This window comes from Georgenia sp. TF02-10 (assembly GCF_022759505.1).
Taxonomy (GTDB): Bacteria; Actinomycetota; Actinomycetes; order Actinomycetales; family Actinomycetaceae; genus TF02-10.
The window spans coordinates 721829-744766 of the sequence record NZ_CP094289.1 but is presented as its reverse complement, the minus strand read 5'-3'; the positions used below and the strand labels follow the sequence as shown (position 1 = coordinate 744766).

The 22938-nt window shown below is 76.2% G+C and carries 21 protein-coding genes; 12 read left to right on the top strand and 9 right to left on the bottom strand.

The features are described from left to right. Positions 1-38: 38 nt before the first annotated feature. The 8 genes from MF406_RS03340 (at position 39) to MF406_RS03305 (ending at position 8244) form a co-directional block, all read left to right on the top strand. Positions 39-1430: an ROK family transcriptional regulator gene (locus MF406_RS03340; protein ID WP_242896593.1), complete on the top strand. Its 1392-nt coding sequence runs from the start codon at positions 39-41 to the stop codon at positions 1428-1430. Positions 1431-1600: 170 nt separating this feature from the next. Further along, entirely contained in the window at positions 1601-2188 is a 588-nt protein-coding gene (locus MF406_RS03335; protein WP_242896592.1) for an NYN domain-containing protein, read from the top strand. 171 nt (positions 2189-2359) lie between these two features. Beyond that, positions 2360-3508, top strand: coding sequence for a phosphate ABC transporter substrate-binding protein PstS (gene pstS / locus MF406_RS03330; protein ID WP_242896591.1), 1149 nt, complete (start codon positions 2360-2362; stop codon positions 3506-3508). A gap of 143 nt (positions 3509-3651) precedes the next feature. Continuing rightward, complete coding sequence (locus tag MF406_RS03325) at positions 3652-3915, top strand: AbrB/MazE/SpoVT family DNA-binding domain-containing protein (RefSeq protein ID WP_242896590.1); 264 nt, start codon at positions 3652-3654, stop codon at positions 3913-3915. Next, positions 3912-4292 (top strand): type II toxin-antitoxin system VapC family toxin, encoded by a 381-nt coding sequence (locus MF406_RS03320; RefSeq protein ID WP_242896589.1) that lies wholly within the window; start codon positions 3912-3914, stop codon positions 4290-4292. Before MF406_RS03325 ends, MF406_RS03320 begins: the two co-directional genes overlap by 4 nt. 117 nt (positions 4293-4409) lie before the next feature. Beyond that, on the top strand, positions 4410-5171 hold the full coding sequence (locus MF406_RS03315) for a response regulator transcription factor (RefSeq protein ID WP_242896588.1): 762 nt from the start codon (positions 4410-4412) through the stop codon (positions 5169-5171). Further along, positions 5171-7024: an ATP-binding protein gene (locus MF406_RS03310; protein ID WP_242896587.1), complete on the top strand. Its 1854-nt coding sequence runs from the start codon at positions 5171-5173 to the stop codon at positions 7022-7024. The genes MF406_RS03315 and MF406_RS03310 overlap by 1 nt, the downstream gene beginning before the upstream one ends. A gap of 155 nt (positions 7025-7179) precedes the next feature. Beyond that, positions 7180-8244: an aquaporin gene (locus MF406_RS03305; protein WP_242896586.1), complete on the top strand. Its 1065-nt coding sequence runs from the start codon at positions 7180-7182 to the stop codon at positions 8242-8244. Positions 8245-8810: 566 nt separating this feature from the next. On the opposite strand, the gene MF406_RS03300 is transcribed toward MF406_RS03305, so the two are convergent. Genes MF406_RS03300 through MF406_RS03285 form a run of 4 tightly spaced genes read right to left on the bottom strand, consistent with a single transcriptional unit; the run spans position 8811 to position 14360 of the window. Continuing rightward, on the bottom strand, positions 8811-10493 hold the full coding sequence (locus tag MF406_RS03300; RefSeq protein ID WP_242896585.1) for an FAD-binding oxidoreductase: 1683 nt from the start codon (positions 10491-10493) through the stop codon (positions 8811-8813). After that, positions 10490-11272, bottom strand: a complete 783-nt coding sequence (locus tag MF406_RS03295; protein ID WP_242896584.1) for a 1-acyl-sn-glycerol-3-phosphate acyltransferase — start codon at positions 11270-11272, stop codon at positions 10490-10492. The genes MF406_RS03300 and MF406_RS03295 overlap by 4 nt, the downstream gene beginning before the upstream one ends. Then, on the bottom strand, positions 11269-12093 hold the full coding sequence (locus MF406_RS03290) for an SDR family oxidoreductase (RefSeq protein WP_242896583.1): 825 nt from the start codon (positions 12091-12093) through the stop codon (positions 11269-11271). The genes MF406_RS03295 and MF406_RS03290 overlap by 4 nt, the downstream gene beginning before the upstream one ends. Then, positions 12090-14360, bottom strand: a complete 2271-nt coding sequence (locus tag MF406_RS03285) for an HAD-IB family hydrolase (protein WP_242896582.1) — start codon at positions 14358-14360, stop codon at positions 12090-12092. Before MF406_RS03285 ends, MF406_RS03290 begins: the two co-directional genes overlap by 4 nt. A 331-nt stretch (positions 14361-14691) precedes the next feature. On the opposite strand from MF406_RS03285, the gene MF406_RS18995 reads away from it, so the two are divergent. The 4 genes from MF406_RS18995 to MF406_RS03265 all read left to right on the top strand — a co-directional run bounded on the left by MF406_RS18995 (position 14692) and on the right by MF406_RS03265 (position 19390). Continuing rightward, positions 14692-16131 carry a hypothetical protein gene (locus MF406_RS18995; protein ID WP_371744584.1) on the top strand — a complete coding sequence of 480 codons (1440 nt, stop codon included), beginning with the start codon at positions 14692-14694 and terminating at the stop codon, positions 16129-16131. A gap of 115 nt (positions 16132-16246) precedes the next feature. Next, positions 16247-16537 carry a WXG100 family type VII secretion target gene (locus tag MF406_RS03275; RefSeq protein ID WP_242896581.1) on the top strand — a complete coding sequence of 97 codons (291 nt, stop codon included), beginning with the start codon at positions 16247-16249 and terminating at the stop codon, positions 16535-16537. A gap of 233 nt (positions 16538-16770) precedes the next feature. Then, complete coding sequence (locus tag MF406_RS03270) at positions 16771-17703, top strand: DUF4031 domain-containing protein (RefSeq protein WP_242896580.1); 933 nt, start codon at positions 16771-16773, stop codon at positions 17701-17703. Between the two features lie 208 nt (positions 17704-17911). Then, positions 17912-19390 (top strand): gluconokinase, encoded by a 1479-nt coding sequence (locus MF406_RS03265; RefSeq protein WP_242896579.1) that lies wholly within the window; start codon positions 17912-17914, stop codon positions 19388-19390. A 96-nt stretch (positions 19391-19486) separates the two neighbouring features. Here the strand turns inward: MF406_RS03265 and MF406_RS03260 are convergent, their stop codons facing one another. From MF406_RS03260 to MF406_RS03240, 5 genes are all read right to left on the bottom strand, one after another. Continuing rightward, on the bottom strand, positions 19487-20173 hold the full coding sequence (locus MF406_RS03260) for a DUF6766 family protein (protein WP_242896578.1): 687 nt from the start codon (positions 20171-20173) through the stop codon (positions 19487-19489). 81 nt (positions 20174-20254) lie between these two features. Continuing rightward, positions 20255-20704 carry a hypothetical protein gene (locus tag MF406_RS03255; RefSeq protein WP_242896577.1) on the bottom strand — a complete coding sequence of 150 codons (450 nt, stop codon included), beginning with the start codon at positions 20702-20704 and terminating at the stop codon, positions 20255-20257. A 280-nt stretch (positions 20705-20984) separates the two neighbouring features. Beyond that, positions 20985-21158 (bottom strand): hypothetical protein, encoded by a 174-nt coding sequence (locus MF406_RS03250; RefSeq protein WP_242896576.1) that lies wholly within the window; start codon positions 21156-21158, stop codon positions 20985-20987. Positions 21159-21385: 227 nt separating this feature from the next. Continuing rightward, entirely contained in the window at positions 21386-22294 is a 909-nt protein-coding gene (locus MF406_RS03245) for an amino acid ABC transporter permease (protein ID WP_242896575.1), read from the bottom strand. Then, positions 22291-22938, bottom strand: a complete 648-nt coding sequence (locus MF406_RS03240; protein ID WP_242896574.1) for an amino acid ABC transporter permease — start codon at positions 22936-22938, stop codon at positions 22291-22293. Before MF406_RS03240 ends, MF406_RS03245 begins: the two co-directional genes overlap by 4 nt.

The window sequence follows — 22938 nt, the reverse complement described above, 5'->3', positions numbered from 1 at the left end:
TGCGGCGCGGCAGAAGGGGGAGGTGCTTTACTCCTGGCATGGCGACCGTCCCCCGTGCTCCCGGCGCACCGGCCGACGCCACCGGGTCGCCCGACGGCGCCACACGGCCTGCCGGTGCAGACCGGTTCGCCAGGTCGCCCGACGGCGCCAGCCGGTTCGGCGCCTCGCCCGACGGCACCACTGCATTCGGCGGCTCGCCCGACGGCGCCACCCGGGTCCCGGACCCGACGTCGGCCGCCGCCGGCAACGGGGCCGGCGCACCGGGGGTCCGTCCGTCCGGGGCGGGGGCGATCTTCCAGCACCTCCGCGACGGGCGCCCCCGAACCCGCGCCGACCTGGCGGCCTTCACCGGGCTGGCCCGGTCCACCGTGGCGGCCCGGGTCGAGGAGCTCCTCGCCGTCGGCCTGCTCGCCCCCACCGGGGAGGCCGCTTCCACCGGCGGCCGCCCGCCGGCGACGTTCGCCTTCAACCCCGGCGCCCGGCTGGTCCTCGCCGTCGACCTCGGGGCCAGCCACGCCCGCGTCGCGGTGACCGACCTGGCCGCCCGGGTGCTGGCCGAGGAGGATCTGCCGCTGCGCATCGCCGACGGTCCGGAGCCGGTGCTGAGCCGGGTGAGCGCCGTCGCCGTCGCCCTGGTGGGGCGGGTGGGCCGGCCGATGACCGACGTGGTCGGGCTCGGCATGGGGCTGCCGGGCCCGGTCGAGCACGTCTCCGGCCGACCGACGAACCCGCCGATCATGCCCAACTGGGACGGGTTCGACGTGCCGGGCCGGCTGCGCGCGGAATTCCCGGTTCCGGTGCTCATCGACAACGACGTCAACATCATGGCGCTCGGCGAGCACACGGCGGTCTGGCCGGACGTGGCCGACCTGCTGTTCGTCAAGGTCGCCTCCGGCATCGGCGCCGGGATCATCTCCGCGGGGCGGCTGCAGCGCGGCGCCCAGGGCGCGGCCGGGGACCTGGGGCACGTCGCGGTCCCCGGCGGGCCGCAGGTCCGGTGCCGCTGCGGCAACGTCGGCTGCCTGGAGGCGGTGGCCAGCGGGCCGGCGATCGCCGCCCGGCTGCGCGAGCTGGGCCTGCCGGCCACCGGCAGCGCCGACGTCGTGGACCTCGTGCGCCGTGGCGACGTCGAGGCCGGGCTGGCCGTGCGGCAGGCCGGGCGGGAGATCGGGGACGTGCTGGCCGCCTGCGTGAGCCTGCTGAACCCCTCGGTCATCGTCATCGGCGGGGCGGTGGCGGCGGTGGGCGAGCAGCTCCTCGCCGGGATCCGCGAGGCGGTCTACCGCCGGTCGCTGCCGCTGGCCACCCAGCACCTGCGGGTCGTCGGCGCGCGCACCGAGGGCCGCGCCGGGGTGCTCGGCGCAGCCGCCCTGGTCGCCCAGCATGTGCTCGCCCCGGCGCAGGTCGACGCCGCGGTCGCCGCGGCCTGACCGGACGACGGCGGCCGGGCCTGTCCGGCTCGCCCGGCCGGGCCAGTGCGCCTCGCCCGGCCGGGCGGCGGTGGCCGCGGTCTGATCCGGCGACGGCGGCCGGGCGGCCCGGCTCGCCGTGCGGTTCTCGGTTGGGCGGCCCGCGCGACCCGCAGCCCTACGCTGCACCCATGCCGGACTCCACCGCCGCAGCCACCGCGGACTCCACCGCCTACCTCCTCGTCGACGGCGAGAACATCGACGCCACGCTCGGGATGAGCGTCCTCGGACGCCGGCCGTTGTCGGAGGAGCGGCCGCGCTGGGACCGGATCCTGCACTTCACCCAGCTGATGTGGTCCGAGCCGGCCCGCGGCCTGTTCTTCCTCAACGCCAGCTCGGGGCAGATGCCGATGAGCTTCATCCAGGCGCTGCTGGCGATGAGCTACCAGCCCATCCCGCTCGCCGGCGAGGGCTCCGAGAAGGTCGTGGACATCGGCATCCAGCGGACCATGGACGCCATCCTCGCCCAGGGCAGCGGCGACGTCGTGCTGGCCTCCCACGACGGGGACTACATCCCCCAGGTCGCGGCGCTCCTCGACGCCGGCCGCCGGGTCAGCGTCGTCTGCTTCCGGGAGTTCCTCAACGCCCAGCTCGCCGAGCTCACCGGGCGCGGCCTGCAGGTCTTCGACCTCGAGGACGACCTCCGCGCCTTCAACGCCGTCCTGCCGCGCGTCCGGATCATCCCGCTCGCCGCGTTCGACCCCACCCGCTACCTCTGACCCCGCGACGCCGACCCGTGCCGCCGGCCCGCGGCCCCGCCGGCCACGGCTGACCCCGCTACCGCTGACCCCGCGGCGACGCCGGCCACGGCTGACCCCGCTACCTCACCCGGTACCGCTCACCCCAGGCCCCGGCGAGGGACGTCGCCGCAGGTCCCTTACGATGACGGCGTGCTGACCGTCCCCCGCGGCCCCCACCGGGCCGCGGCGCCTGCACCAGGGCGGCGACGTCGGGGCGGTACGGCCGGGCTGCGCCGCGCCGGGGCCGTGCTCGCCGCCGTCGGGCTCGGCCTGGCCGCCTGCGGCAACCCGACCGAGCCGGGCGGGCTGAGCGGCACGCTCCCCGGCGCTGGTGCCTCCTCCCAGGAGATCGCCATGCAGGCGTGGCTGGCGGGGTTCTACGAGGCGCATCCCGGCGTCGTCGCCTCCTACGACCCGGTGGGGTCGGGCACCGGGCGGGAGATGTTCCTCAACGGGGCGGTCCTGTTCGCCGGTTCCGACGTCCCGATGGACGAGGAGGAGCTCGCCCGCGGGCGGGACCGGTGCTTCGGCGGGGAGGTGGTCGAGCTCCCGCTGTACATCTCCCCGATCGCGGTGGCATACAACCTGCCCGGCCTTGGCGCCGAGCACCTCAACCTGGCCCCCGAGACGCTCGCGGCGATCTTCGCCGGCGAGATCACCCGGTGGAACGACCCGGCCATCGCCGCGGCCAACCCGGGGGTGGCCCTGCCGGACCAGGCCGTCGTGCCGGTGAACCGGTCCGACGACTCCGGCACCACGGAGAGCTTCACCGAGTACCTGGCCGCCGCCGGGGGCGAGGCCTGGCCGCACGAGCCGAGCGAGACCTGGCCGATCAGCGGCACCCAGTCGGGGACCGGGACGTCCGGCGTCGTGCAGACCATCACCGCCGCCGAGGGCACCGTCGGCTACATCGACGCGGCCCAGGTGACCCAGGACCTGAGCACCGTCGCACTCGGCGTGGGCGAGGACTTCGTGCCGTTCTCCGCGGAGGCCGCGGCCGCCGTCGTCGATGCCTCCCCGCGGGCGGAGGACGCCACCGACCTGCGGCTGACCGTCGAGCTGGCCCGGGACACCGACACCCCGGGCACCTACCCGCTGGTCCTCGTCTCCTACACCCTGGCCTGCGAGCGCTACGGCAGCGAGCAGGACGCGACGAACGTCCGCACGCTCCTGGAGTACATGGCCTCGCCGGAGGGGCAGGAACGGGTGGCCCGGCCCGACGTCGCCGGCGCGGCGCCCATCGGCGCCGGGCTGCGGGAGAAGGTGGAGGCGGCGATCGGGCAGATCCGCCCGGCGTGACCGTGTGCCGCCGCCGGGACGCCGCCACCTGGTCGGTCTCGTGCGGTGCCAGGCGGGAGCGAGTCAGAAGGGCTGGTGGGGCGAGGTGCATCCTGGTCGTGCCCACTCGGGCGCAGGCGTGGGCAGACGCTAGTCTTGCCCACATGAAGTCGCTCAGGGTGCGCCTGGACGAGCGTGGGCGCCTGCAGCTCCCCGCAGCGGTGCGCCACCGACTGGGGCTCAGCCCCGGCGACGAGGTCGTGGTCATCGAGGAGCCGGATGGTGCGCGGCTCGTCAGCACGCCGGTTGCTGCCAGGGCTCTCATCGGTATTGCAGGCAAGCTGGACCATTCAGCGGTAGACGAGCTCCGCCAGCTACGCGCGCGGGAAGCGGCCGACGAGGACTCGGTCGCACGCCAACAGCGATGACGGTCGTGCTCGATGCGTCGGCACTGCTGACGCTGATCTTCAACGAGCCGGGCGCGGCACAGGTGGCCGACGCGGTCGCATCCGGTGCGGCTGTCGGCACCGTCAACCTCGCGGAGGCCGGGACAGTACTCGTTCGCAATGGCCTCGATCCGCGCATCCTCGACGCCGTGCAGAACAAGGTCGACGTGGAGCCCTTGACCGCCGAAGACGCCCTGGTGGTTGCCGCCCTGTATCCCCTCGCGCAACCTCACGGCCTCTCTCTGGGCGACCGCGCGTGCCTGGCCTTGGCTCGGCGCCTCGAGGCACCGACCCTCACCGCCGATCGGGCGTGGGCGGACCGGGACCTCGATCTAGAGATCCGCCTGCTGCGGCCGTAGCCGGGTCGCGCGCACCCAGCCCGGTCCCGCCGTCGGCCGGCCCGACCGCCCGCGCGCCCACCCCGGTCCCAGCAGGCTCCCAGGAACCGTCCAGCCAGGTGCGAGAGGCTTGGCCGCATGGACGCCCCTTCCGCCACCGACCGCCGGGCTGGTGAGCGCACCGCCGAGGCCCGGCTCCTGGTCGTCGACGACGAGCCGGCCATCCGCGAGCTGCTCTCCGCCTCGTTGCGCTTCGCCGGCTTCGACGTCGTCACCGCGGCGGACGGCAACGCGGCGCTGCGGGCGGCGGAGGACGACGTCGACCTGGTGGTCCTGGACGTCATGCTGCCGGACATGGACGGCTTCACCGTGCTGCGCCGGCTCCGCAGCCGGCTGCCGGACGTGCCCGTCCTGTTCCTCACCGCCCGGGACGACATGAGCGACAAGGTCCAGGGCCTGACCGTCGGCGGGGACGACTACGTCACCAAGCCGTTCAGCCTGGAGGAGGTGGTCGCCCGGATCCGGGCGGTGCTGCGCCGCACCCAGCCCGCCCCGGCGGAGGAGGCGGTGCTGCGCTACGCCGACCTCGAGCTGGACGAGGACGCGCACGAGGTCCGCCGCGCCGGCCGGCCGGTGGACCTCTCCCCCACCGAGTTCAAGCTGCTGCGCTACCTGCTGCTCAACGCCGAGCGGGTGGTGTCCAAGGCGCAGATCCTCGACCACGTCTGGGACTACGACTTCACCGGCGACGCCGCGATCGTGGAGTCCTACATCTCCTACCTGCGCCGCAAGATCGACTCCCCCGCGGCCCTGGGGCTGCCCGACGGCGCCGACCTGCCCCCGCTCATCCACACCCGCCGCGGGGTGGGGTACGTCCTGCGGCAGGCGCCGCGGCCCTGATGGTTACCCGGCTGCACGAGCGGTGGCGGGCGGTGCCGCTCAGCGCCCGCCTCGTCGCCATCATCGCCGCCCTGCTGCTGGTGGGCCTGGCCACCATCTCCGGGGCCACCCTGGCGGTGCTCCGGGTGACCCTGCTCGGCCAGGTCGACGAGGACCTCACCACCTCCGCCCAGGACCTGGGCCAGCGGACCCTGGACCAGCTCCAGGGCGGCCGCAGCGGGCAGAACCTGCTGCCCTCTGACTACTACGTGCTCATCGCCGTCGAGGGCAGCGCGCCCGTCCCGGTCGTCAACCCGCGCACCGCGGAGCAGTACGGCAGCCCGGAGCTGGCCGACGTCGACCTCGCCGCGGCGGCCGCCGGCCGCGAGCCGTTCACCGTGGCCGGGGAGCACGCCGGCACCTCCTGGCGCGCCATCACCCTGACGGTCAGCGGCGGGGCGGACGGGCCGGCCGTCGGCGCGGTCACGGTCGCCCGACCGCTGGCCCCGGCGCAGGCCACGCTGGCCCAGACCGCGCGGCTGCTCACCCTCGCCGGGCTGCTCATCGCCGCCGTCGGTGCCCTGGCGGCGCGGCTGGCGGTGCGCCGCTCGCTGCGGCCGCTGCGCGAGATCGAGGCCACCGCCGGGGCGATCGCCGCGGGCGACCTCTCCCGCCGGGTACCCACGCCGCCGCCGACGACGGAGGTCGGGTCCCTGGCCCGGTCCCTCAACGTCATGCTCGCCCAGATCGAGTCCTCCTTCGCCGCCCGCGCCGCCTCCGAGCAGCGCATGCGCCAGTTCGTCTCCGACGCCTCCCACGAGCTGCGCACCCCGCTCGCCACGGTCCGGGGGTACGGCGAGCTGTACCGGATGGGCGGGGTGGCCGACGTCGACCAGGCGATGAACCGCATCGAGACCGAGGCCAAGCGGATGGGCAACCTCGTCGAGGACCTGCTCCAGCTGGCCCGGCTGGACGAGGGCCGCCCGCTGGACCTGCGCCCGGTCGACCTGGCGGCGGTGGCGGCCGACGCCGTCGCCGACCTGGCCGCGCTCGCCCCGGACCGGCCGGCCGCCGTCGTGCCGCTGACGGGCGGGGCGACGGCGGGCGGGGCGCTGCCGAACGATGAGGCACCTGGCGGGGCGTCGCCGGCCGGCGGGGCGCCGGGGACCGGCGGGCTGCTCGCGCCGGTGCCGGTGACGGCGGACCCGGACCGGGTGCGGCAGGTCGTCGCCAACCTGGTGGGCAACGTGCTGCAGCACACCCCGGCCGGCACACCGGTCGAGGTCGCTGTCGGGATGCCCGAGCCGGGGTGGGCCCTGCTCGAGGTCCGCGACCACGGCCCCGGCATCCCGCCGGCGGAGGCCGCCCGGGTGTTCGAGCGGTTCTACCGCGTGGACCCCTCACGCACCCGCAGCTCCGGCGGCTCCGGGCTCGGGCTGGCGATCGTCGCCGCGGTCGTCGGCGCGCACGGCGGGGCGGTCCGGGTGCTGCCCACCCCGGGCGGCGGGACGACGGTCCAGGTGGCCCTGCCGACGGGCGCGGAGGCGCCGGGCGGGCAGGCCGGTGCTGGTGCTGCCGGGGCGGCCGATACGGTGGCACCCGGCGGGCGATCCGGCGCCGAGGCGGCCGGTACGCCGGTACCCGGCGGACGGCCCGGTGCCGTCGCACGTGGCGCGCGGCCAGACAGGGGCAGCGGGCACGGATCCGACGAGCACGGCGGAGCCGATCCCGCAGCCGGCGGACCTGCCGAGCGGCCCAGCTCGGGCAGCGGGCATGAGGCCTACCCAGGCGGATCCGCTGGGCGGCGGCCCGACGGCGACGGGCGGGCCTCCGATGGTTCGCCGGGCCCCGGCCCCGTGCCCGACGAGCGGTAGGGCGATCGCCGTCCGCACGGCCGGTCGGCTGCTGCTGACCAGGACCAGCGCCCAGCCGCGCGCAGCCCACCACGACCAGCATCCGTCCAGCGACCGTCCAGCCAAGCGTGACACCCTGCAGTGCGCCGACCGGCGCGTGACGACGAAGGGACACTATGTCGATCGACGACCGCACACCCGACGAGCAGCCCCGCGAGCCCGGTCAGGCCGGCCCGGGCTCGACTCCGGGCTCCCCGGCCTCGGGCGCCCCAGCGGGCTCGACCAGCCCGACCACGACGGCCGGACCGGCAGGCTCGACCAGCCCGACCGCTGCGACCGACGCGACGAGCAGCCCCGCCGTCGGCCAGCTGGGCACGGACGACCCCCGCCCGGTGGACGGGCCGGTGGTGGAGAACCCGCCCATGGCCACGGTGCCCGGCCGCGCGCCCGCCCGGCCGAGCCTGGCCGTCCGCGTCGGTGCAGAGGCCCTGGGCACGTTCGTGCTGGTCTTCGCCACGCTCGGGGTGCTGCTGTACAGCTCGGTCAGCGGGGTCGGCACGCTCGGGATGGCGCTCGCCGCCGGCCTGGCCCTGGCCGGCGCGACGGCGGCCCTCGGACACGTCTCCGACGGCCACTTCAACCCGGCCGTGACCCTGGCGGCCGCCGTCGGCGGGCGGACCCGCGGGGCCGACGTCCTCCCGTACTGGCTGGCCCAGATCCTGGGCGGGGTGGCCGCGGCCGGGGCGGTGTTCCTGACGATCCCGGCGAGCCTGCCCGCGGCGCTGCAGATCGGCGACAGCCGCACGTTCTTCTCCACCGTCGCCAACAGCTGGGGCGAGCAGTCCCAGCTGTGGGCGGCGAGCGGGCAGACCACCGCCTTCGACGCCCGTGGCGCGTTCGTCGTGGAGGCGATCGCCACCGCGCTGCTGGCCGCCGTCGTGCTCGGCGCGGTCTACCGGCGCGGCAGCCGCGTGAGCGCGCCGCTCGCGGTCGGCGCGGCCTACGCCGCGCTCCTGCTGGTCACCGCCCCGATGACCGGCGGCTCGCTCAACCCGGCGCGCGCCACCGCCGCCGCGCTCTTCGCCGACGGCGCCCTGTCCCAGCTCTGGCTGTTCTGGGTGGCCGCGCTGGTCGGCGCCCTCGTGGCCGGCCTTGTGTACCGGCTGGTCACCGGCGGCCGCCAGGACGACCGGGCCGAGGCCACGCCGGTGGTCCAGGAGGAGCCAGTCGTCGCCCGGTGAGCGGTGGCGCCGCCCGGCGAGGAGTGGCGCCGGGGCCCGGGTGACTGCGACCCGGGTCCCAGCTCCCGTCGGTGCGGCAGACGACGCGAAGCACCACCTCCTGGAGGTGCTGCACGACCTCATGGACTCGCCGGGCGGCTCAGCCCGGCTGCAGCGCGCGTCCTTGTGGTACTTGTGGCGGGTATCCGGCGCCGTGAACCCGACACAAGTACCACAAGGACGGCGGCCGACGGCGGGTCACGGATACCGGTGCCGGCATCCCCAGCCAAGACGCGCGCGGAACCCGGCTCGGCGCGAGCCGGGGCAGAGCTCGGCGCGAGCGCCGGCGCGCCGGTAGCGACCCCGGCCCCCGAAGCCCCTGGCGCGCATGTCTGTACTCGCTATGGCTGCTTCCCGACGACGGCAAGCCGCCATAACGAGTACAGACATGGAGAGGGCGAGGCCGGCGCAAGCCAAGGGCGGTGCCGGGGTCGGCGCCAGGCGCGGCCGGTGCCGGGGCCGGTCAACGCGCTGGCCGGAGCGAGCCCCGGACCGAGAGCAGGGCCCACGTCAGCCCAAGCCCCGCCTCACCACTCCCGGTGCGCCGGCAGCAGCGTCCCGGGGTTGAGGTTGCGACCGGGGTCCACCGAGCGCAGCAGCCCGACCATGACGTCCGTCCCGGCCGGCGAGATGTCCGCCTCCAGCCACGGCGCGTGGTCGGTGCCGACCCCGTGGTGGTGGGACAGGGTGGCGCCGGTGTCGAGGAAGGACTGCTGGATCGCCCGCTTGACCGTCCAGTACTGGTCCAGCTCGTCGACCCCCTCCCGCGGCGGGTAGGCGAAGGTGAAGTACAGGCACGCCCCGGAGTGGTAGCTGTGCGAGAGGTGGCACATGATGAAGCCCTGCACCCCGAGCTCGGCGAACGCCGCCTGCGCGGCGCGGACGGTGCCCTGGTAGACCTCCCGCAGCCGCGACCACGGGGCGGCGGTCTCCGAGACGTCGCCGTGGGCGCCGATGTCGAGCAGGAAGTCCCGGATGTAGGGGGTGTCGAACTTCTTCTGGTCGTACAGCGCGCCCGGCCCGGTGCCCAGCTTCAGCCCGCCGTGGGCCCGGACGATCTTCCCGACGGCGGCCTTCTCGGCCCGCACGTGGGCGGCGTCGCCCTCGTAGCCGATGTAGGACAGGCACGCCTTGTCCAGGTCCCAGCCGCGCCGGCGCAGCACCTCGAACAGGCCCGCCTGGAGCTTCCCGCCCAGGCCCTTGCTGGCCTTCTGGGTGGCGAGGGAGAACGCCGTCTCGTTCGGGTCGGAGACCCGGGTGACGGACGGGTGGGCGTCGGCGGTGGAGATCTCCTGCATGGCCTCCAGCGCGGCGCCCCAGCTGGGGTAGAGGTAGGCGATGATCTCCCGGTTCGCCGGCAGCCGGTGCACGTTGACCCACACCTCGGTGATGACCCCGAGCCGACCCTCGGACCCGAGCACCATCTCCCGCACCGACGGCCCGGTCGACGTCGACGGCAGCGGCCGGAGCACCACGACCTTCCCCGGCTGGACCAGCCGCAGCCCCCGGGTGATGTCCGCGATGTCGCCGTACTTGTCCGACTGCATCCCGGAGGACCGGGTGGCCACCCACCCGCCGAGGGTGGAGTGCCGGAAGCTGTCCGGCTGGTGCCCCATGGTCCAGCCGCGGGCGGTGAGCTGGTCCTCGATGTCCGGCCCCAGCGCCCCGGCCTGGATCCGGGCCAGGCCGGCGTCGGCGTCGATCTCCAGCACCTTGTTCATCAGGCCCAGGTCCACCGAGACCACCGGCCGCTCCTCCCCCGGCGGCGGGGTGAGCGAGCCGGAGATGTTCGAGCCCCCGCCGAACGGGATGAGCACCGCGTCGGCGGCGACGACGGCGTCGACCACCGCCCGGACCTGCTCCTCGTCGGCCGGGTAGACGACGGCGTCCGGCACCCGCGGCAGGTCCCCGCGACGGACCCGGACCAGGTCCGGCAGGCCCTTGCCGTAGGTGTGCACCACCCGGTCCAGGTCGTCCAGGACCACGTGCTCGGGGCCGACGGCGGCCCGCAGGGCCTCGCCGAGCGCGGGCTCCAGGCGGGGGGCGGGGACGTCGATGTCGGCGAAGTCCGGCGGCGGGGTACCCGGGGCGGACAGGTCGATGCCGATCTTGTCCATCACGAACGGCGCCATCTTCGGCTTGTCCTGGTGGTGGAAGGCGATGCCCTCCACCCCCCAGCCCCACCACTTCTGGTGCGTCACACCCGTCACGAAGCCTCCTCCTGCGCGCCTGCGCCGCCGCGCGCGTCTCGTCCGTCGGTCCCGGCGCCCGGGTGGCCGCCGGCCTCGCCCGCCGTCGGCTGGTCCCCGACGACGTAGGGCGTCTGCATGGTGAGCATCGTGGCCACCCGGGCGGCCACCCGGTCGTTGAACTCCTTGGCCTTCTCCCCGGGGCCGGGCCGCATCGGCCGGCCGACGAGCACCCGCACCGGCGGGCGGCCCGGCACCGGCCAGCTCCGGCCCACCGGCATGGCGTCGTGCGCGCCGAGCAGCGCCACCGGCACGCAGGGCACGCCGAGCTTGCAGCACAGCGCCGCCGCACCCGGCTTGAACGCCCGCATCACCCCGTCCCGGGACCGGGTGCCCTCGGGGAAGATCAGGACCGGGACGCCGTCGGCCAGCAGCTGCTGGGACATCCCCCGGCCCTTGCCGCCCTGGCCGGAGCGGTGCACCGGGTAGGAGTTGAAGAACAGGGAGGTGGCCGCCCGGCGCCACCAGGAGTTGAAGAAGTAGTCCGCCGCCGCGCCCACCGCCAGGTGCCGGGTGTGCCGGTAGGGCAGGGCGGTGACCAGCACCGTGGCGTCGAGGTGGCTGGAGTGGTTGGCCACCAGCACGAACGGCTCGGTGAGCCCGTCCAGGTTGTCCAGGCCCTCGACCTCGGTGTCGACGACGGCGCCGACCACGCCGCGCAGGACGAGCCGCTGGGCGGCGAACCGCAGCCACCGGTGCCAGCCGGCGTGGAACCGTGACAGGTCCGGCACGGTGCTCACCCCTTCCTCGCCCTGACGATACGCGTGACGACGGCGCGCACGACCGGGCGGGGGGCGTGCACGGCGAGGAAGGCCAGCACCTTGTACCGGCGGGAGGGGATGGACCGGTCCTTGCCGCGGGCGACGTCGGCCAGGCACTCGGCGACCACCCGGTCCGGCTCGAGCCAGAGCGGGCCGGGCAGCCGGCCGGCGTCGGCGCCGGCGCGCTCCTGGAACCCGGTGCGCACCCAGCCCGGCAGCAGCGTGGTCACCTGCACGTCGGTGCCGGCGAGCTCGAGGGCGAGCGCCTCGGAGTAGGCCAGGGTCCAGGACTTCAGGGCGGAGTAGGCGCCCATGGTCACCAGCGCCTGGACGGAGGCGACGTTGATGACCAGGCCGTGCCCGCGCGCGCGCATGGCCCGGGCGGCGGCGCCGCCGAGGACGAGCACGGCGCGGACCATCAGGTCGATGGCCTCGTCGTGGTCGCGCACGTCCGGGGCGAGCAGGGAGGTGTGCAGCCCGCGGCCGGCGTTGTTGACCAGGATGTCGACGGCGGCGCCCGGGTCGGTCAGGCGGGCGGCGACGGCGTCGGTGCCGTCCCGCCGGGACAGGTCCGCGGGCAGCGCCTCGACGGCGACGCCGTAGCGCCAGCGGAGCTGGTCGGCGGTCCGGGTCAGCCGGGCGGCGTCCCGGGCGACCAGCACCAGGTCGCAGCCGCGGGCGGCCAGGGCGTGGGCGAAGGACAGGCCGATCCCGGAGGTGCCGCCGGTGATCAGCGCCCGGCCGGTGAGGAGGTGCTCCCGCGGCCCGGGGGCCGCCGGCTGCCCGGTGCTCGCGGTCATGCCGTGCGCGCCCCCCTCATGCTGCGCAGCACCGGGGCCAGCCGCCCCTCGCGGGTGGCGGTCCAGGTGTCCACCGGCCAGCGGCGGGACCGGGCGTAGCGGTACAGCTCGGCGTCGGGGTTGACCGCGTGCGGGTGCCCGACCACCTCCAGCCAGGACCGGTCCGCGTAGCTGTCGCCGTAGGCGTAGGACCCGGCCAGGTCCAGGCCGTGCTCGCGGGCGTAGCGGCGCAGCCAGGCGGCGCGGGCCTCCCCCACCAGTGGGGAGGTGGCGAGGTGCCCGGTCCACCGGCCGGCGCCGTCGGTCTCCATCCGGCCGGCGACGATCTCGTCGAAGAGGTCGGCCAGCGGCTCGACGAAGACGTCGATGGTGCCGGTGACCAGGACGGTGCGGTGCCCGGCCGCGCGGTGGTCCCGCACCCGGGCGACCGCCTCCCCGATCAGGTCCCGGCGCAGCGAGGGGGCGACGTGCTCGGCGACGACGCGGCGCAGGGCGGCCTCCTCCACCCCGGCGTAGCGGCGCATGAAGGTGCGGATGAAGTCCCCGCGGTCGCGCCGCTCGGCGCGCAGGTACCGGGGGCCGGCGGCGAGGAGGTTGGCCAGGTGCGCCGGCCAGGAGCTGACCGGCCGGGCGGCCAGCTCCACCCACAGGTAGTGCTCGACCAGGGTGGCGGCGGCCAGGGTGCGCTGGAGGTCGAAGACGGCCAGCACGTCGGTGCGCCGGGGCAGCGGCCGGTCGCCGGCCGGGGCGGTGCCGGCAGCGCGCCGGTCCCGGGTCAGGCCCGGCACGTTCGGGATGTGGATGTCCTGCAGGTAGTGCCGCCAGTCGATCTCGGTGACGTCGAACCCGTCGGTGCCCTGGCGCTCGGCCGGCAGGGCGGCGTGCAGGGCGCGGGTGCGGGCGTCGTCGAAGACGATCTCGGTCTCGGTGTAGGGCTGGTAGAGCTCGGTGAACTTGCGCAGCGTGCCCAGGTCGCGGTGCGCCCGGTACAGCCCGGAGGCCCACCGCCGGGTGCGGGGGGAGGCGGGCAGGCGGTCCACCGCCTTGTCCGCCAGGTCCACCACCGCCTCCCGGCGGCCCAGGGCACGCTCGACGGCGCCGCGGTCCGGGAAGGACCAGGACGGCACCTGGACCCGGCTGCCCTGCTTGTCGGTGAGCGGGTGGGCCTCGAAGTACTCGCGCACCAGGCGGTACAGCCGGCCGAACGGCAGCGGGTTCGTGGTGCCGGAACTGACCTGGAAGTACTGGGCGGTGCCGGGGGCGGGCGGCGCGGCCGCGGCGGCCAGCATGGCGTTGACCACGAAGTCCACCGGGATGACGTCCAGGACGGTGTCGGCGAGCGCGGGGAACTCCGGCAGCATGCCCCGGCCGTAGGCGGCGATGAGCGGGTCGGCCACCTTGAACCCGTCGATCCAGCCGGGGTAGGGGTGGTGCAGCGCCGACTCGATGATGGTGGGGCGCACCACCGACAGGCGGTGCCCGGCACCGGCCCACAGGTCCTCCGCGACGCGCTCGCCGAGCGCCTTGGTGAAGGTGTACACGTCCGGCCAGCCCAGGGTCCGGGCCCGGGTGCGGCCGGCCTCGACGAGCTCGCGGCGCACCCAGTCCTGCCGGGCCTCCTCGGCGGCGGCGGCGACGGCGACGGCCCCGGCGCGCCGGTGCCGGGCGGCGGCCTGCTCCAGGAGGGTGCCGAGCACCTCGGGGCGGCGGGAGGCGTTCTCGGTGGCGACCCGGGCGGCGAGCGCGGAGCGCAGCTCCTCTGCGCGGTCGACGTCGTGCTCGAGGGAGCGCTCCTCGGCCACGCCGCGGCGCAGCCCGGCGACGTAGGAGGTGGAGACGTGGACGACGTGCGGGTCCCCGCCCGCCCGGCCGAGGGCCTCGTAGAGGGCGACCGGGCCGGCGACGTTGGCGCTAAAGGCCTCGTCGATGGGCAGGTCGAAGGAGACGGTGGAGGCCGAGTGCAGGACGACGTCGAGGTCGCCCGGCAGGTCGGGGAGGTCGCCCAGGTCGCCTTCGAGCACGGTGACCCGGTCGGCGAAGGCCTGGGCGGCGGCGTCGTCCCCGACCCGGTCCCGCCAGGACCGGAAGACGGGCTTGCGGAGGAGCTTGTCCACCCGCGCCTGGGCGCTCAGGTCCCCCCGCGGCCGCACCAGCACGGTGATCCTGGTGCCGGCATGGGCGGAGAGCAGCTTCTCCAGCACCGCCTGGCCGACGAACCCGGTGGCGCCGGTCAGCAGGACGTGGGCGCCGTCGAGCGGTGAGGACATTTGGCCGAGGATACCCGGGTCCGGGGTGGTGGCCGCGCGCTGGCGCGGGCCGGGGCGGGCGGGCCCAGGCGCGGGCAGCCGCGGCCCGAGGCGTGGGCGGCCGCGGGCCGGCACGCGGAGCTGCGCGGGGAGCCGCGGGCCGGGCACACAGAGCTGCGCGGGCAGCCGCGGGTGTGGGCATGCCGGCCGGTCCACCGTGGGCCGGCCGGTGCCCGCCGGGACCGGCTCCGGTGGACGTGCCCGGCGTCACCCCAAACGGCCCGCGCGGGCGGCCCGACGGGGCCTACCATCGGAGGTTGCAGTAGCCCCAGACCTCGATGAAGCAGGAGCCATGGGCGTCCCCGACGTACCCCAATGGTTGCCGTCCGCGTTCGTCCGGAGCGCCCGCGCCGCCGGGGCCACGGCCCCGAGCGAGCAGGTGGCGGCCACGTGCCACCGCCTGCTGGACCGGTGGCGCGAACCGGACCGGCACTTCCACAACCTCAAGCACCTGATCGACGTCCTCGCCCGGGTCGACGAGCTGGCCGAGGAGACCCACCACCCGGACCTGGTCCGGCTGGCGGCGTGGTACCACGGCGCCATCTTCGACGCCACGGCGGCCCGCGCGTACTCCCGCAGCGGTGGCGAGGACGAGGTCGCCTCGGCCGAGCTGGCCCGGGCCGAGCTCGGGGCGCTGGGGGTGCCGCAGCCGGCGCTGGACCGGGTCGCCGAGCTGATCACCGCGCTGCGGCGGCCGCAGACCGCCCCCGGGGACATCGACGCCCTGGCCCTGCGGGACGCCTGCCTGGCGATGCTCGCCGCGGAGCCGCAGAAGTACCAGGCCTACCGCAAGGCGGTCCGGGCGGAGTACAGCGACATCCCCCCGCGGCACTACCTGGAGGCGCGCCTGGCCATCGTGCGCAAGCTCCTCGCCCGTCGCCACCTGTTCGTCAGCCCGCTCGGCGGCCAGTGGGAGGACGCCGCGCGGGAGAACCTCACCGCCGAGCTCGACCGGCTCACCGCCGAGCTCGCCGCCCTCGGCGAGTGCGCGCCGGAGGAGTCGGTGACGGCGGCCGAGGCGGCCCGCGGCCAGGTCTTCGACGACGCCGCTGCCGCGGCCGCACCGGCGCCGGAGCGGCCCTGCCACGTGTTCACCGCCGCACCGGCGGCCGGCCCGGTCCGGGCCGGGGCCGACGCGCCTGCCCCGCCGGCCGCCGCGCGGGCCGACGCGGGGCAGCCGTCGGCGTCGGCCGACGGCGCCCGCCCGGCGTCGCCGGGAGCCCCACGGACCGAACCGGCTCCTGCAGCCGGCGGCCGGGAACCCGCGTCCACCCCCGGCGGGGACGCACCGGTCGGGGCGAGCCGACCCGGCGGGGCGACCGCGGCCGGCGCCCGCCCCTCCTCGCTGGAGGCGCTGCCGCCGGACCTGCAGCCGACGCCCGGCGAGCAGCCCCGGCCGGACGGCCCGCCGGACCGGGCCGACGTCGTCCCCGGCGTGCGCGGCCGCGCGGCGGCGGCCGTGCGCGAAGCCCGCGCCCGGGCCCAGGCCGAGCGCGAGCGCCTGGCGCGGGCCCGGGCCGAGCGGGACGCCGCCCGCGGCCGGGCCGGCGCCGCCGGCGCGGGCCGAGACGGCGTGGAGCGGGACGGCTCGCCCGAGCGGCGCGATCCGACCGACGGCGACGGCCGGGAGGACCGGCCCGGCGTCGTCCCGCCGCGCAGCGGCATCGAGCGCGACCCGGACACGTTCGACCGTCCACCGGCGACGGCCCGGCGCCGCCGCACCCACCGCTGAAGCCCCCCGGCCGCCCCGTCCCCAGGACCACCCGGGGACGGCCGCGCCGGCCGGACGCGCTCCTACCGTGCTGCTGACGCCGTCCGTCCGGGCGGCCCAGCCGAGCGGAGGGCCCATGTCCAGGTACCAGGTCGACAGCATCGAGGTCGCGCAGGCGGCCGCGCGCACCCGCGCCTCCACCGCCACCATCCGTGCCGAGGTGGCCGCGATGATGGCGCACCTCGTCCAGCTCCAGGGCAGCTGGACCGGTGCCGCCGCCACCGCCTTCGCCGGCTGCACCGAGCAGTGGCGGGCCACCCAGACCCAGGTGGAGGCGTCGCTGGAGCAGATCACCGTCGCGCTCGACGCCGCCTCGCAGACCTACGCCGACGCCGAGGCGTCCGCGCAGGGACTGTTCGCCCGCTGACCTCGCCGAGGCGCGGAGCCGGCGGGTTCCTCGGCTGGGGCCCCGTGCTGCGGGGGCCCGGGGCTCCCGTTGCCGGTCCCCGGGGCTGCCGCTGCCGGGCTGGCCGCAGCCGCCGGGCGAGGCGGCCGCCGGGCGAGGCGACCGCCACCGCCGGCCGAGGCCGCCGCTGGCGGCCGCCGCCGAGCGGGCGGCCCCTCTGGGGCCGCGGCCTCCGGGGTCCCTACCATCGTCCGGTGGCCATCCTCGTCGACCCGCCGCGCTGGCCGGCGCACGGCACCACCTGGGCACACCTCGTCTCGGACGAGTCCCTAGAGGAGCTGCACGCCTTCGCCCGCCGGACCGGGCTGCCGGCCCGCAGCTTCGACCTGGACCACTACGACGTCCCGGCCGAACGGGTCCCCCACCTCGTCGCCGCCGGCGCCCGGCCGGTGCCCGGCCGGGAGCTGCTCGCCCGGCTCCGGGCCGCCGGGCTGCGGGTGCGCGCCGCGGACCGGCCGGCCGCCCGCACCCACGCCCGGGACGCCGAGCTGGCCGAGCGGTGGGCCGCCGCCCGCCCCGGCCCGGTCCTCCCCGAGCGGTGGGCCGAGGTGGGCGGGCAGCTCCTCGACCGGTGGCGCGAGCCGCACCGCAGCTACCACGGACCCGGGCACCTCCACGACGTCCTGGCGAACCTGGACACCCTCGCCGCCGCCGGCGAAGACGTGCCGGCCACCGTCGTGCTGGCGGCCTGGTTCCACGACGCCGTCCACGACGGCGTCGCGGGCCAGGACGAGGAGCGCTCCGCCGCGCTCGCCGGCGCCTGGCTCACCGGGGTCGTCTCGGCCACCGCCGCCGCCGAGGTGGTGCGGCTGGTCCGGCTGACCGCCACACACGCCCCCGCCCCCGACGACCGGGCCGGAGCCGCGCTCTGCGACGCCGACCTCGCCATCCTGGCCGCGCCTCCCGCCCGGTACGCCCGCTACGCCGCCGACGTGCGCGCCGAGTACGCCCAGGTGCCCGACCCGGACTTCCGCTGCGGCCGGTCCCAGGTGCTCGCGGGCCTGCTCGAACGGGAGGCCATCTTCACGACGGCGGCCGGGCACGGCCGCTGGGAGCAGCAGGCCCGGGCGAACCTCGCCGCCGAGCTGGCGGACCTCGCGGCGGCCCCGCCGCCGGACCCGGCCTGACCGGCCTGCCCGCCCGGGGCCTCGCCGGGCACGGCCGGGCCCGCACCCCCCGCCACCGCTCCGGCCGGAGCGGGGCCCGGTCGACGCCGGCCCGCCGGCCCACCCCCGGCCGCCGCCCCCGCCGGGCGGGAGCCCCCGCCTCCCCCGCCCGGCGGCAATCCTCGGGTCGCCCTACGATCGGACGCACCCGGCAGGCAGGAGACGGCAGATGAGCGACGAGCGGCAGCAGGTCACCCTCGCGGCGGCGGTGGACCCGCTGGTGCTCGGCCTCGACGTGGGCTCCACCGCCAGCCGCGGCGGCCTGTACGACGCGACCGGCCGGCAGGTCGCCGGCGCGAAGCACAAGGTGCCGCACCAGTTCACCACCGCCGTCGACGGCACCTCCGAGATCGACCCGGACCAGGTGCTCGCGGAGGTCACCGAGATCATCGACGCCGTGCTCGCCGCCGCCGGCCGCCGCCCGGTCGCCGGGGTGGCGATCGACACCTTCGCCGCCTCCCTCCTCGCCGTCGACGCCGACGGCGAGGCGCTGACGCCCTGCTACACCTACGCCGACGCCCGGTCCGCGCCACAGGTCGCCGAGCTGCGGGCCGAGCTCGACGAGCCCGCCGTGCAGCAGCGCACCGGCACCCGGATCCACACCAGCTACCACGCCCCCCGGCTGCGCTGGCTGGCCGCGACCGCGCCGGACGTCGTCGCCCGCACCGCCCGCTGGCTCTCCATCGGCGAGTACCTCTACCTCCGTCTGCTCGGCACGACGGCGGTCGGCACCTCCGCCGCGGCCTGGACCGGGCTGCTGGACCGGCGCACCGGCGAGTGGGACGCCGAGCTGCTGGCCGCCGTCGGCACCGACGCCGACCGGCTCGCCCCGGTCCGCGACCCGGACCGCCCGCTGCCGCCCGCGCCCGCCGTGGCCGACCGGTGGCCGGCCCTCGCCGACGCCGTGTGGTTCCCCGTCGTCGCCGACGGGTTCGCCTCCAACGTCGGCGTCGGCGCCACCGACCCCGCCACCGTCGCCGCCTCGGCCGCCACCTCCGGGGCGCTGCGGGTCCTGCTCGCCGCCCCGCCGGAGCACGTGCCCAGCGGGCTGTGGTGCTACCGGGTAACCGCCGACCGCTGGCTGCTCGGCGGCGCGCTGAACGACGTCGGCCGGGCGGCGACCTGGCTGGCCGAGACCCTCCGCCTCGACGGCGAGCCCGGGCCGGTGCTGGCCGCCCCGCCACGGCCGGGCGGGCCGCTCGTCCTGCCCTACCTCTCCGGCGAGCGGGCCCCGGGCTGGGCGGCGCAGGCCCGCGCGCACCTGGCCGGCGTCACGGCCGCCACCACCGCCGCCGACCTGCTGCGCGCCGGGATGGAGGGGGTCGCGGTGACCTACGCCCGGGTCGCCGCCGAGCTGGCCGACGCCGCGCCGGACGCGGCCCGGATCATGGCGTCGGGCCGGGTGACCAACGACCTGCCCGAGTGGCTGCAGATCCTTGCCGACACCCTCGGCCGGCCGGTCAGCCACGTCGCGGCCAAGCGCATCACCCTGCGCGGGACCGTCCTCCTCGCGCTGGACACCCTGGCGCCGGACGTCCCCCGCACCGAGGTCACCGGCAGCACCTACGAGCCGCTCGCCGACAGGGCCGCCTACTACGCCGAACGGCAGGCCGAGTTCACCGCGCTGTACGACGCCGTCGTCCGCTGACCGCGCCCGACCCTGGTGCGGACGGGAACCGCTCCGCCTCTGACCGGCCGCGCCGGGACACCCCGGCTCTGCCGCCCGGCCCGCTGACCGCCCGGCCTACCCCTCCATCCCGGTGGCGGTGTGCGGCGCGCCCACCGGCTTGGACTCGGGCGACCCGCGCTCGCGCAGGTACACCGCGAGGATCACCATCGAGGCCACGGCCAGGAACTCCGACTGCCAGTTCTGCAGGGTCCGGGACCAGAAGTCGGGCAGGACGAGGTACTCGGGCCAGGAGACGGGGTCCTGCCGGTTCCGCAGCTGCTCCTCGTTGTAGGCGACGGCGCCGGTGACGGACTGGGCCAGCCAGCTCAGCAGGAAGATCAGACCCATGACCAGGGACAGCGAGCGGGAGTACAGCGCGAGGCGCCACCCGCCGCGACGCGCCCAGGCGGGTGAGTCCGGCCGCACGTGCTCCCCGAGAAGCTGGTCCTCGTCGCTCTCGCGGCCGACCTTGTCCAGCTCCTTGGACTCGGGGGAGCCGCGCTGGACGAACCAGACGGTGGCGGTGATGTAGAGGGTGAACTGGAGGAACTCCGACTGCCAGTTCTCGGTGACGTCGGCGGCGAACACCGACGTGGTCACGTACTGCAGCAGGGTGATGGGCTCCAGGCCCGCGGCCACCTGCTCCTCGTTGAACATGGCGACGCCGACGGCCGCCTGCCCGGCGAGGGTCAGCAGGAAGATCCCGCCGACGACCAGGGTCAGGCCGTTGTCCCGCAGCGCCGGGCGCGTCCGTCCGCTCACCGCTGCAGCAGCCCGATGGCCATGAAGTAGGCGAGCCCGAGCAGGATCCCGCCCAGGCAGAGGAAGAACAGCGCACGCATGTCAGGCCCCTTCCAGCGCGCATCGGTACGGCCGCTCCGGCACGGGCTCGCACCCGGCCGCGCTGATCACCCACCGCTCGCCGGAGCGGGTGAGGAAGACGGTGACCTCCCCGACGACGGCCTGGGCCTGGCGCCCGTAGGCCTGCACCGCGTCGGCGCCGGCGCCTGCCGGGAGCACCTGCGCCGCCTCGGCCTGCAGCGTCGGCCCGACGTCGCCGCCGAGAACGGCCGACGCGCACGACTGGCCCTCGTCGTCCTCGAGCTCTTCGAGGGTGACCGGGGCCAGCATCCCGCAGGCGGCCGCGCCGTCCCCGCCGTCGACGGCGGCGAAGAAGTCCGTGACCACCTCGCTCGCCGCACCCCCGTCGGGAGCGGCGGCGCAGCCGACGACGGCGCCGCCGACCGCCAGCACCGCGGCGGCACGCGCGAGTCCCCGCCGCCAGCCGATCACCCTGCGGACCATAGCGGTACCCCGCTGTCGGGCGCACCCGGGCGGACCCGGCTCCGGCCCGGGTACCAAGCTGGGTGCCATGCCTCCGATCCAGAAATCGCGCGAGGGTGACCTCACCTCGGCGCGACGTTCAGCGGCCGCGGCGCGTCCTGCCACGTCAGGGGCCCAGGTCCAGCGAGGCCTACCCCGCCCCCGTGCTGCAGTTCCAGCCATGGCGCAGTGCCCGGCGGCGGCACGAAGCCGCCACCTCGGTCACACACCGCGGACGAGGCAAACCCGCTCAGTGATCCGTCCCACGAGCATCATCTCGATCCGCTTCCGGTGTGCGCTCTCGCTGCAGGAGCACATGGTCTTCCATGCCGTCTCGCACTGCTCGCCGCACGACGAAGTAGGTCACGTAAGCCCAGACGAACAGGGCCAGGGCCGACAGGATCAGTCCGGTCAGTGAGCCCACCGGGACCCCCCTTTCTGGCTCGGTCGCCCGCCAGCGTAAGCGAGAGCGTCTAGCGATCTCGCCCGGAGGCCGCGCTCGCCACGTGCGCGACCACATGCCTCTGCCAGGACGTACTCCTCCTGCGAGAGGGCCTGTTCTGCGGTCCGCGATCGAGGGGCCTGTTCTACGGTCCGCGATCAAGGCCGCTGGCCTACGGCTGCTCCGGAAGCAGCAGGTTCGACGACCCCTCAGGGCCGGGGCGGCGCCGTCGCCGACGCCCCGGGCGCCCCCACCCCGGCACCGGCGGCGGCGCGGGCCGGGAAGATCGGCAGGAACCGCCGGCGGGTGCCGGTGCGGCGGGCCGCGAGGACGGCGTCCAGCCGCTGCGCGGCCCGGGAGATCGCGATGTTGACGAGGATGTAGACGACGGTGATGACGAGGTAGGTCTGGACCAGGTCGCCGGTGGTGGCCACCAGCACCCGGCCGGACTGCATGAGCTCGTTGTAGCTGACGACGTAGCCGAAGGTCGTGTCCTTGACGACGATCACCGCCTGGGCGACGAGCGAGGGGACGATCATCCGGATCGCCTGCGGCAGCACGACGATCCGGAACGCCTGCCCGCCGGTGAGGCCGATCGCGGCGGCCGCGTCGGACTGCCCGCGGGGCAGGGCGAGCACCCCGGCCCGGATCACCTCGGCGATGACCGCCGCGGCGCACAGCCCGATCGGGATGACGAGCTTCCAGAACACCTCCGGGTTGATCCCGTACTGCGGCAGGGCGGAGGTGAAGATGTAGATGATGAGCAGCACCGGCACCGCCCGGAAGACCTCGATGACCGCGGTGGCCGGCCAGCGCAGCAGCCAGCGCCGCGAGAGCCGTCCGACGGCGAGGAGCAGCCCCAGCGGCAGGGCCAGGGCGCCCGCGGCGAGCGCCGCCCAGCCGGTGTGCCCGAGCGCGCGGACGAAGTAGCCGATGGTGCTGGGCTGGTACAGCGTCGCCCACCTCGACGGCGCGAGCTGGCCGCTGCGGTAGAACTGCCAGTAGGCCAGCGCGAGGAGCCCGAGCAGGACGAGCACGCTGAGCACGGTGAAGACCCGGATCCGCCGCTGCGCCCGGGGCCCGACGGCGTCGAAGAGGGCCGCCTCGGTCTCGGTCATCGCTTCACCCGGACCCGGTCCTCGACCGCCGCGCCGAGCGCGCCGGCGCCGAGCGCGATCCCCGCGTAGAGGGCCGCCGCGACCAGGAAGGTGACTAGGCCGAGCGCCTCGCGGTTGTTGATGTAGGAGACCTGCGCGGTCAGGTCCATCACCCCGACGACGCCGGCGAGGGAGGAGCTGAGCAGGATGGAGATGAACAGCGAGACGATGGGCTGGACGGTGTTGCGGATCGCCTGCGGGACCACCACGTGCCGGGCGATCCCGGCGAAGGTCAGCCCGATCGACCGGGCCGCCTGGACCTGGTCGGCGCCGATGGAGTTGATCCCGGTGCGGACCACCTCGCAGGCGAACGCGGCGCCCACGGCGGTCATCGCCAGGATGACCGAGGGGATGTAGCCGATGTCCACCTCGAGCTCGGGCAGGCCGTATACGACCAGGATGAGCAGGCTGAACAGCGGCACGTTGCGGAAGACCTCGACGTAGGCCAGGCCGAAGGCCCGCAGCGGCCGGACCGGGCTGATCCGGCACAGCGCCAGCAGCGTGCCCAGCACGACGGCGGCCACGAACGAGACCGCGGTCAGCCGGCCAGTGATGGCCAGGCCCGCGCCGAAGTTGCCCAGGTAGTCCCGCAGGAGGATCTCCAC

What these genes read in the sequence shown, in the direction of transcription:
- MF406_RS03315 (WP_242896588.1), top strand. Translation starts at nt 4,410, where the DNA reads ATGGACGCCCCTTCCGCCACCGACCGCCGGGCTGGTGAGCGCACCGCC.
- MF406_RS03265 (WP_242896579.1), top strand. Translation starts at nt 17,912, where the DNA reads ATGAGCGACGAGCGGCAGCAGGTCACCCTCGCGGCGGCGGTGGACCCG.
- MF406_RS03275 (WP_242896581.1), top strand. Translation starts at nt 16,247, where the DNA reads ATGTCCAGGTACCAGGTCGACAGCATCGAGGTCGCGCAGGCGGCCGCG.
- MF406_RS18995 (WP_371744584.1), top strand. Translation starts at nt 14,692, where the DNA reads ATGGGCGTCCCCGACGTACCCCAATGGTTGCCGTCCGCGTTCGTCCGG.
- MF406_RS03335 (WP_242896592.1), top strand. Translation starts at nt 1,601, where the DNA reads ATGCCGGACTCCACCGCCGCAGCCACCGCGGACTCCACCGCCTACCTC.
- MF406_RS03245 (WP_242896575.1), bottom strand. Translation starts at nt 22,294, where the DNA reads ATGACCGAGACCGAGGCGGCCCTCTTCGACGCCGTCGGGCCCCGGGCG.
- MF406_RS03310 (WP_242896587.1), top strand. Translation starts at nt 5,171, where the DNA reads ATGGTTACCCGGCTGCACGAGCGGTGGCGGGCGGTGCCGCTCAGCGCC.
- MF406_RS03320 (WP_242896589.1), top strand. Translation starts at nt 3,912, where the DNA reads ATGACGGTCGTGCTCGATGCGTCGGCACTGCTGACGCTGATCTTCAAC.
- MF406_RS03290 (WP_242896583.1), bottom strand. Translation starts at nt 12,093, where the DNA reads ATGACCGCGAGCACCGGGCAGCCGGCGGCCCCCGGGCCGCGGGAGCAC.
- MF406_RS03285 (WP_242896582.1), bottom strand. Translation starts at nt 14,360, where the DNA reads ATGTCCTCACCGCTCGACGGCGCCCACGTCCTGCTGACCGGCGCCACC.
- MF406_RS03305 (WP_242896586.1), top strand. Translation starts at nt 7,180, where the DNA reads ATGTCGATCGACGACCGCACACCCGACGAGCAGCCCCGCGAGCCCGGT.
- MF406_RS03340 (WP_242896593.1), top strand. Translation starts at nt 39, where the DNA reads ATGGCGACCGTCCCCCGTGCTCCCGGCGCACCGGCCGACGCCACCGGG.
- MF406_RS03325 (WP_242896590.1), top strand. Translation starts at nt 3,652, where the DNA reads ATGAAGTCGCTCAGGGTGCGCCTGGACGAGCGTGGGCGCCTGCAGCTC.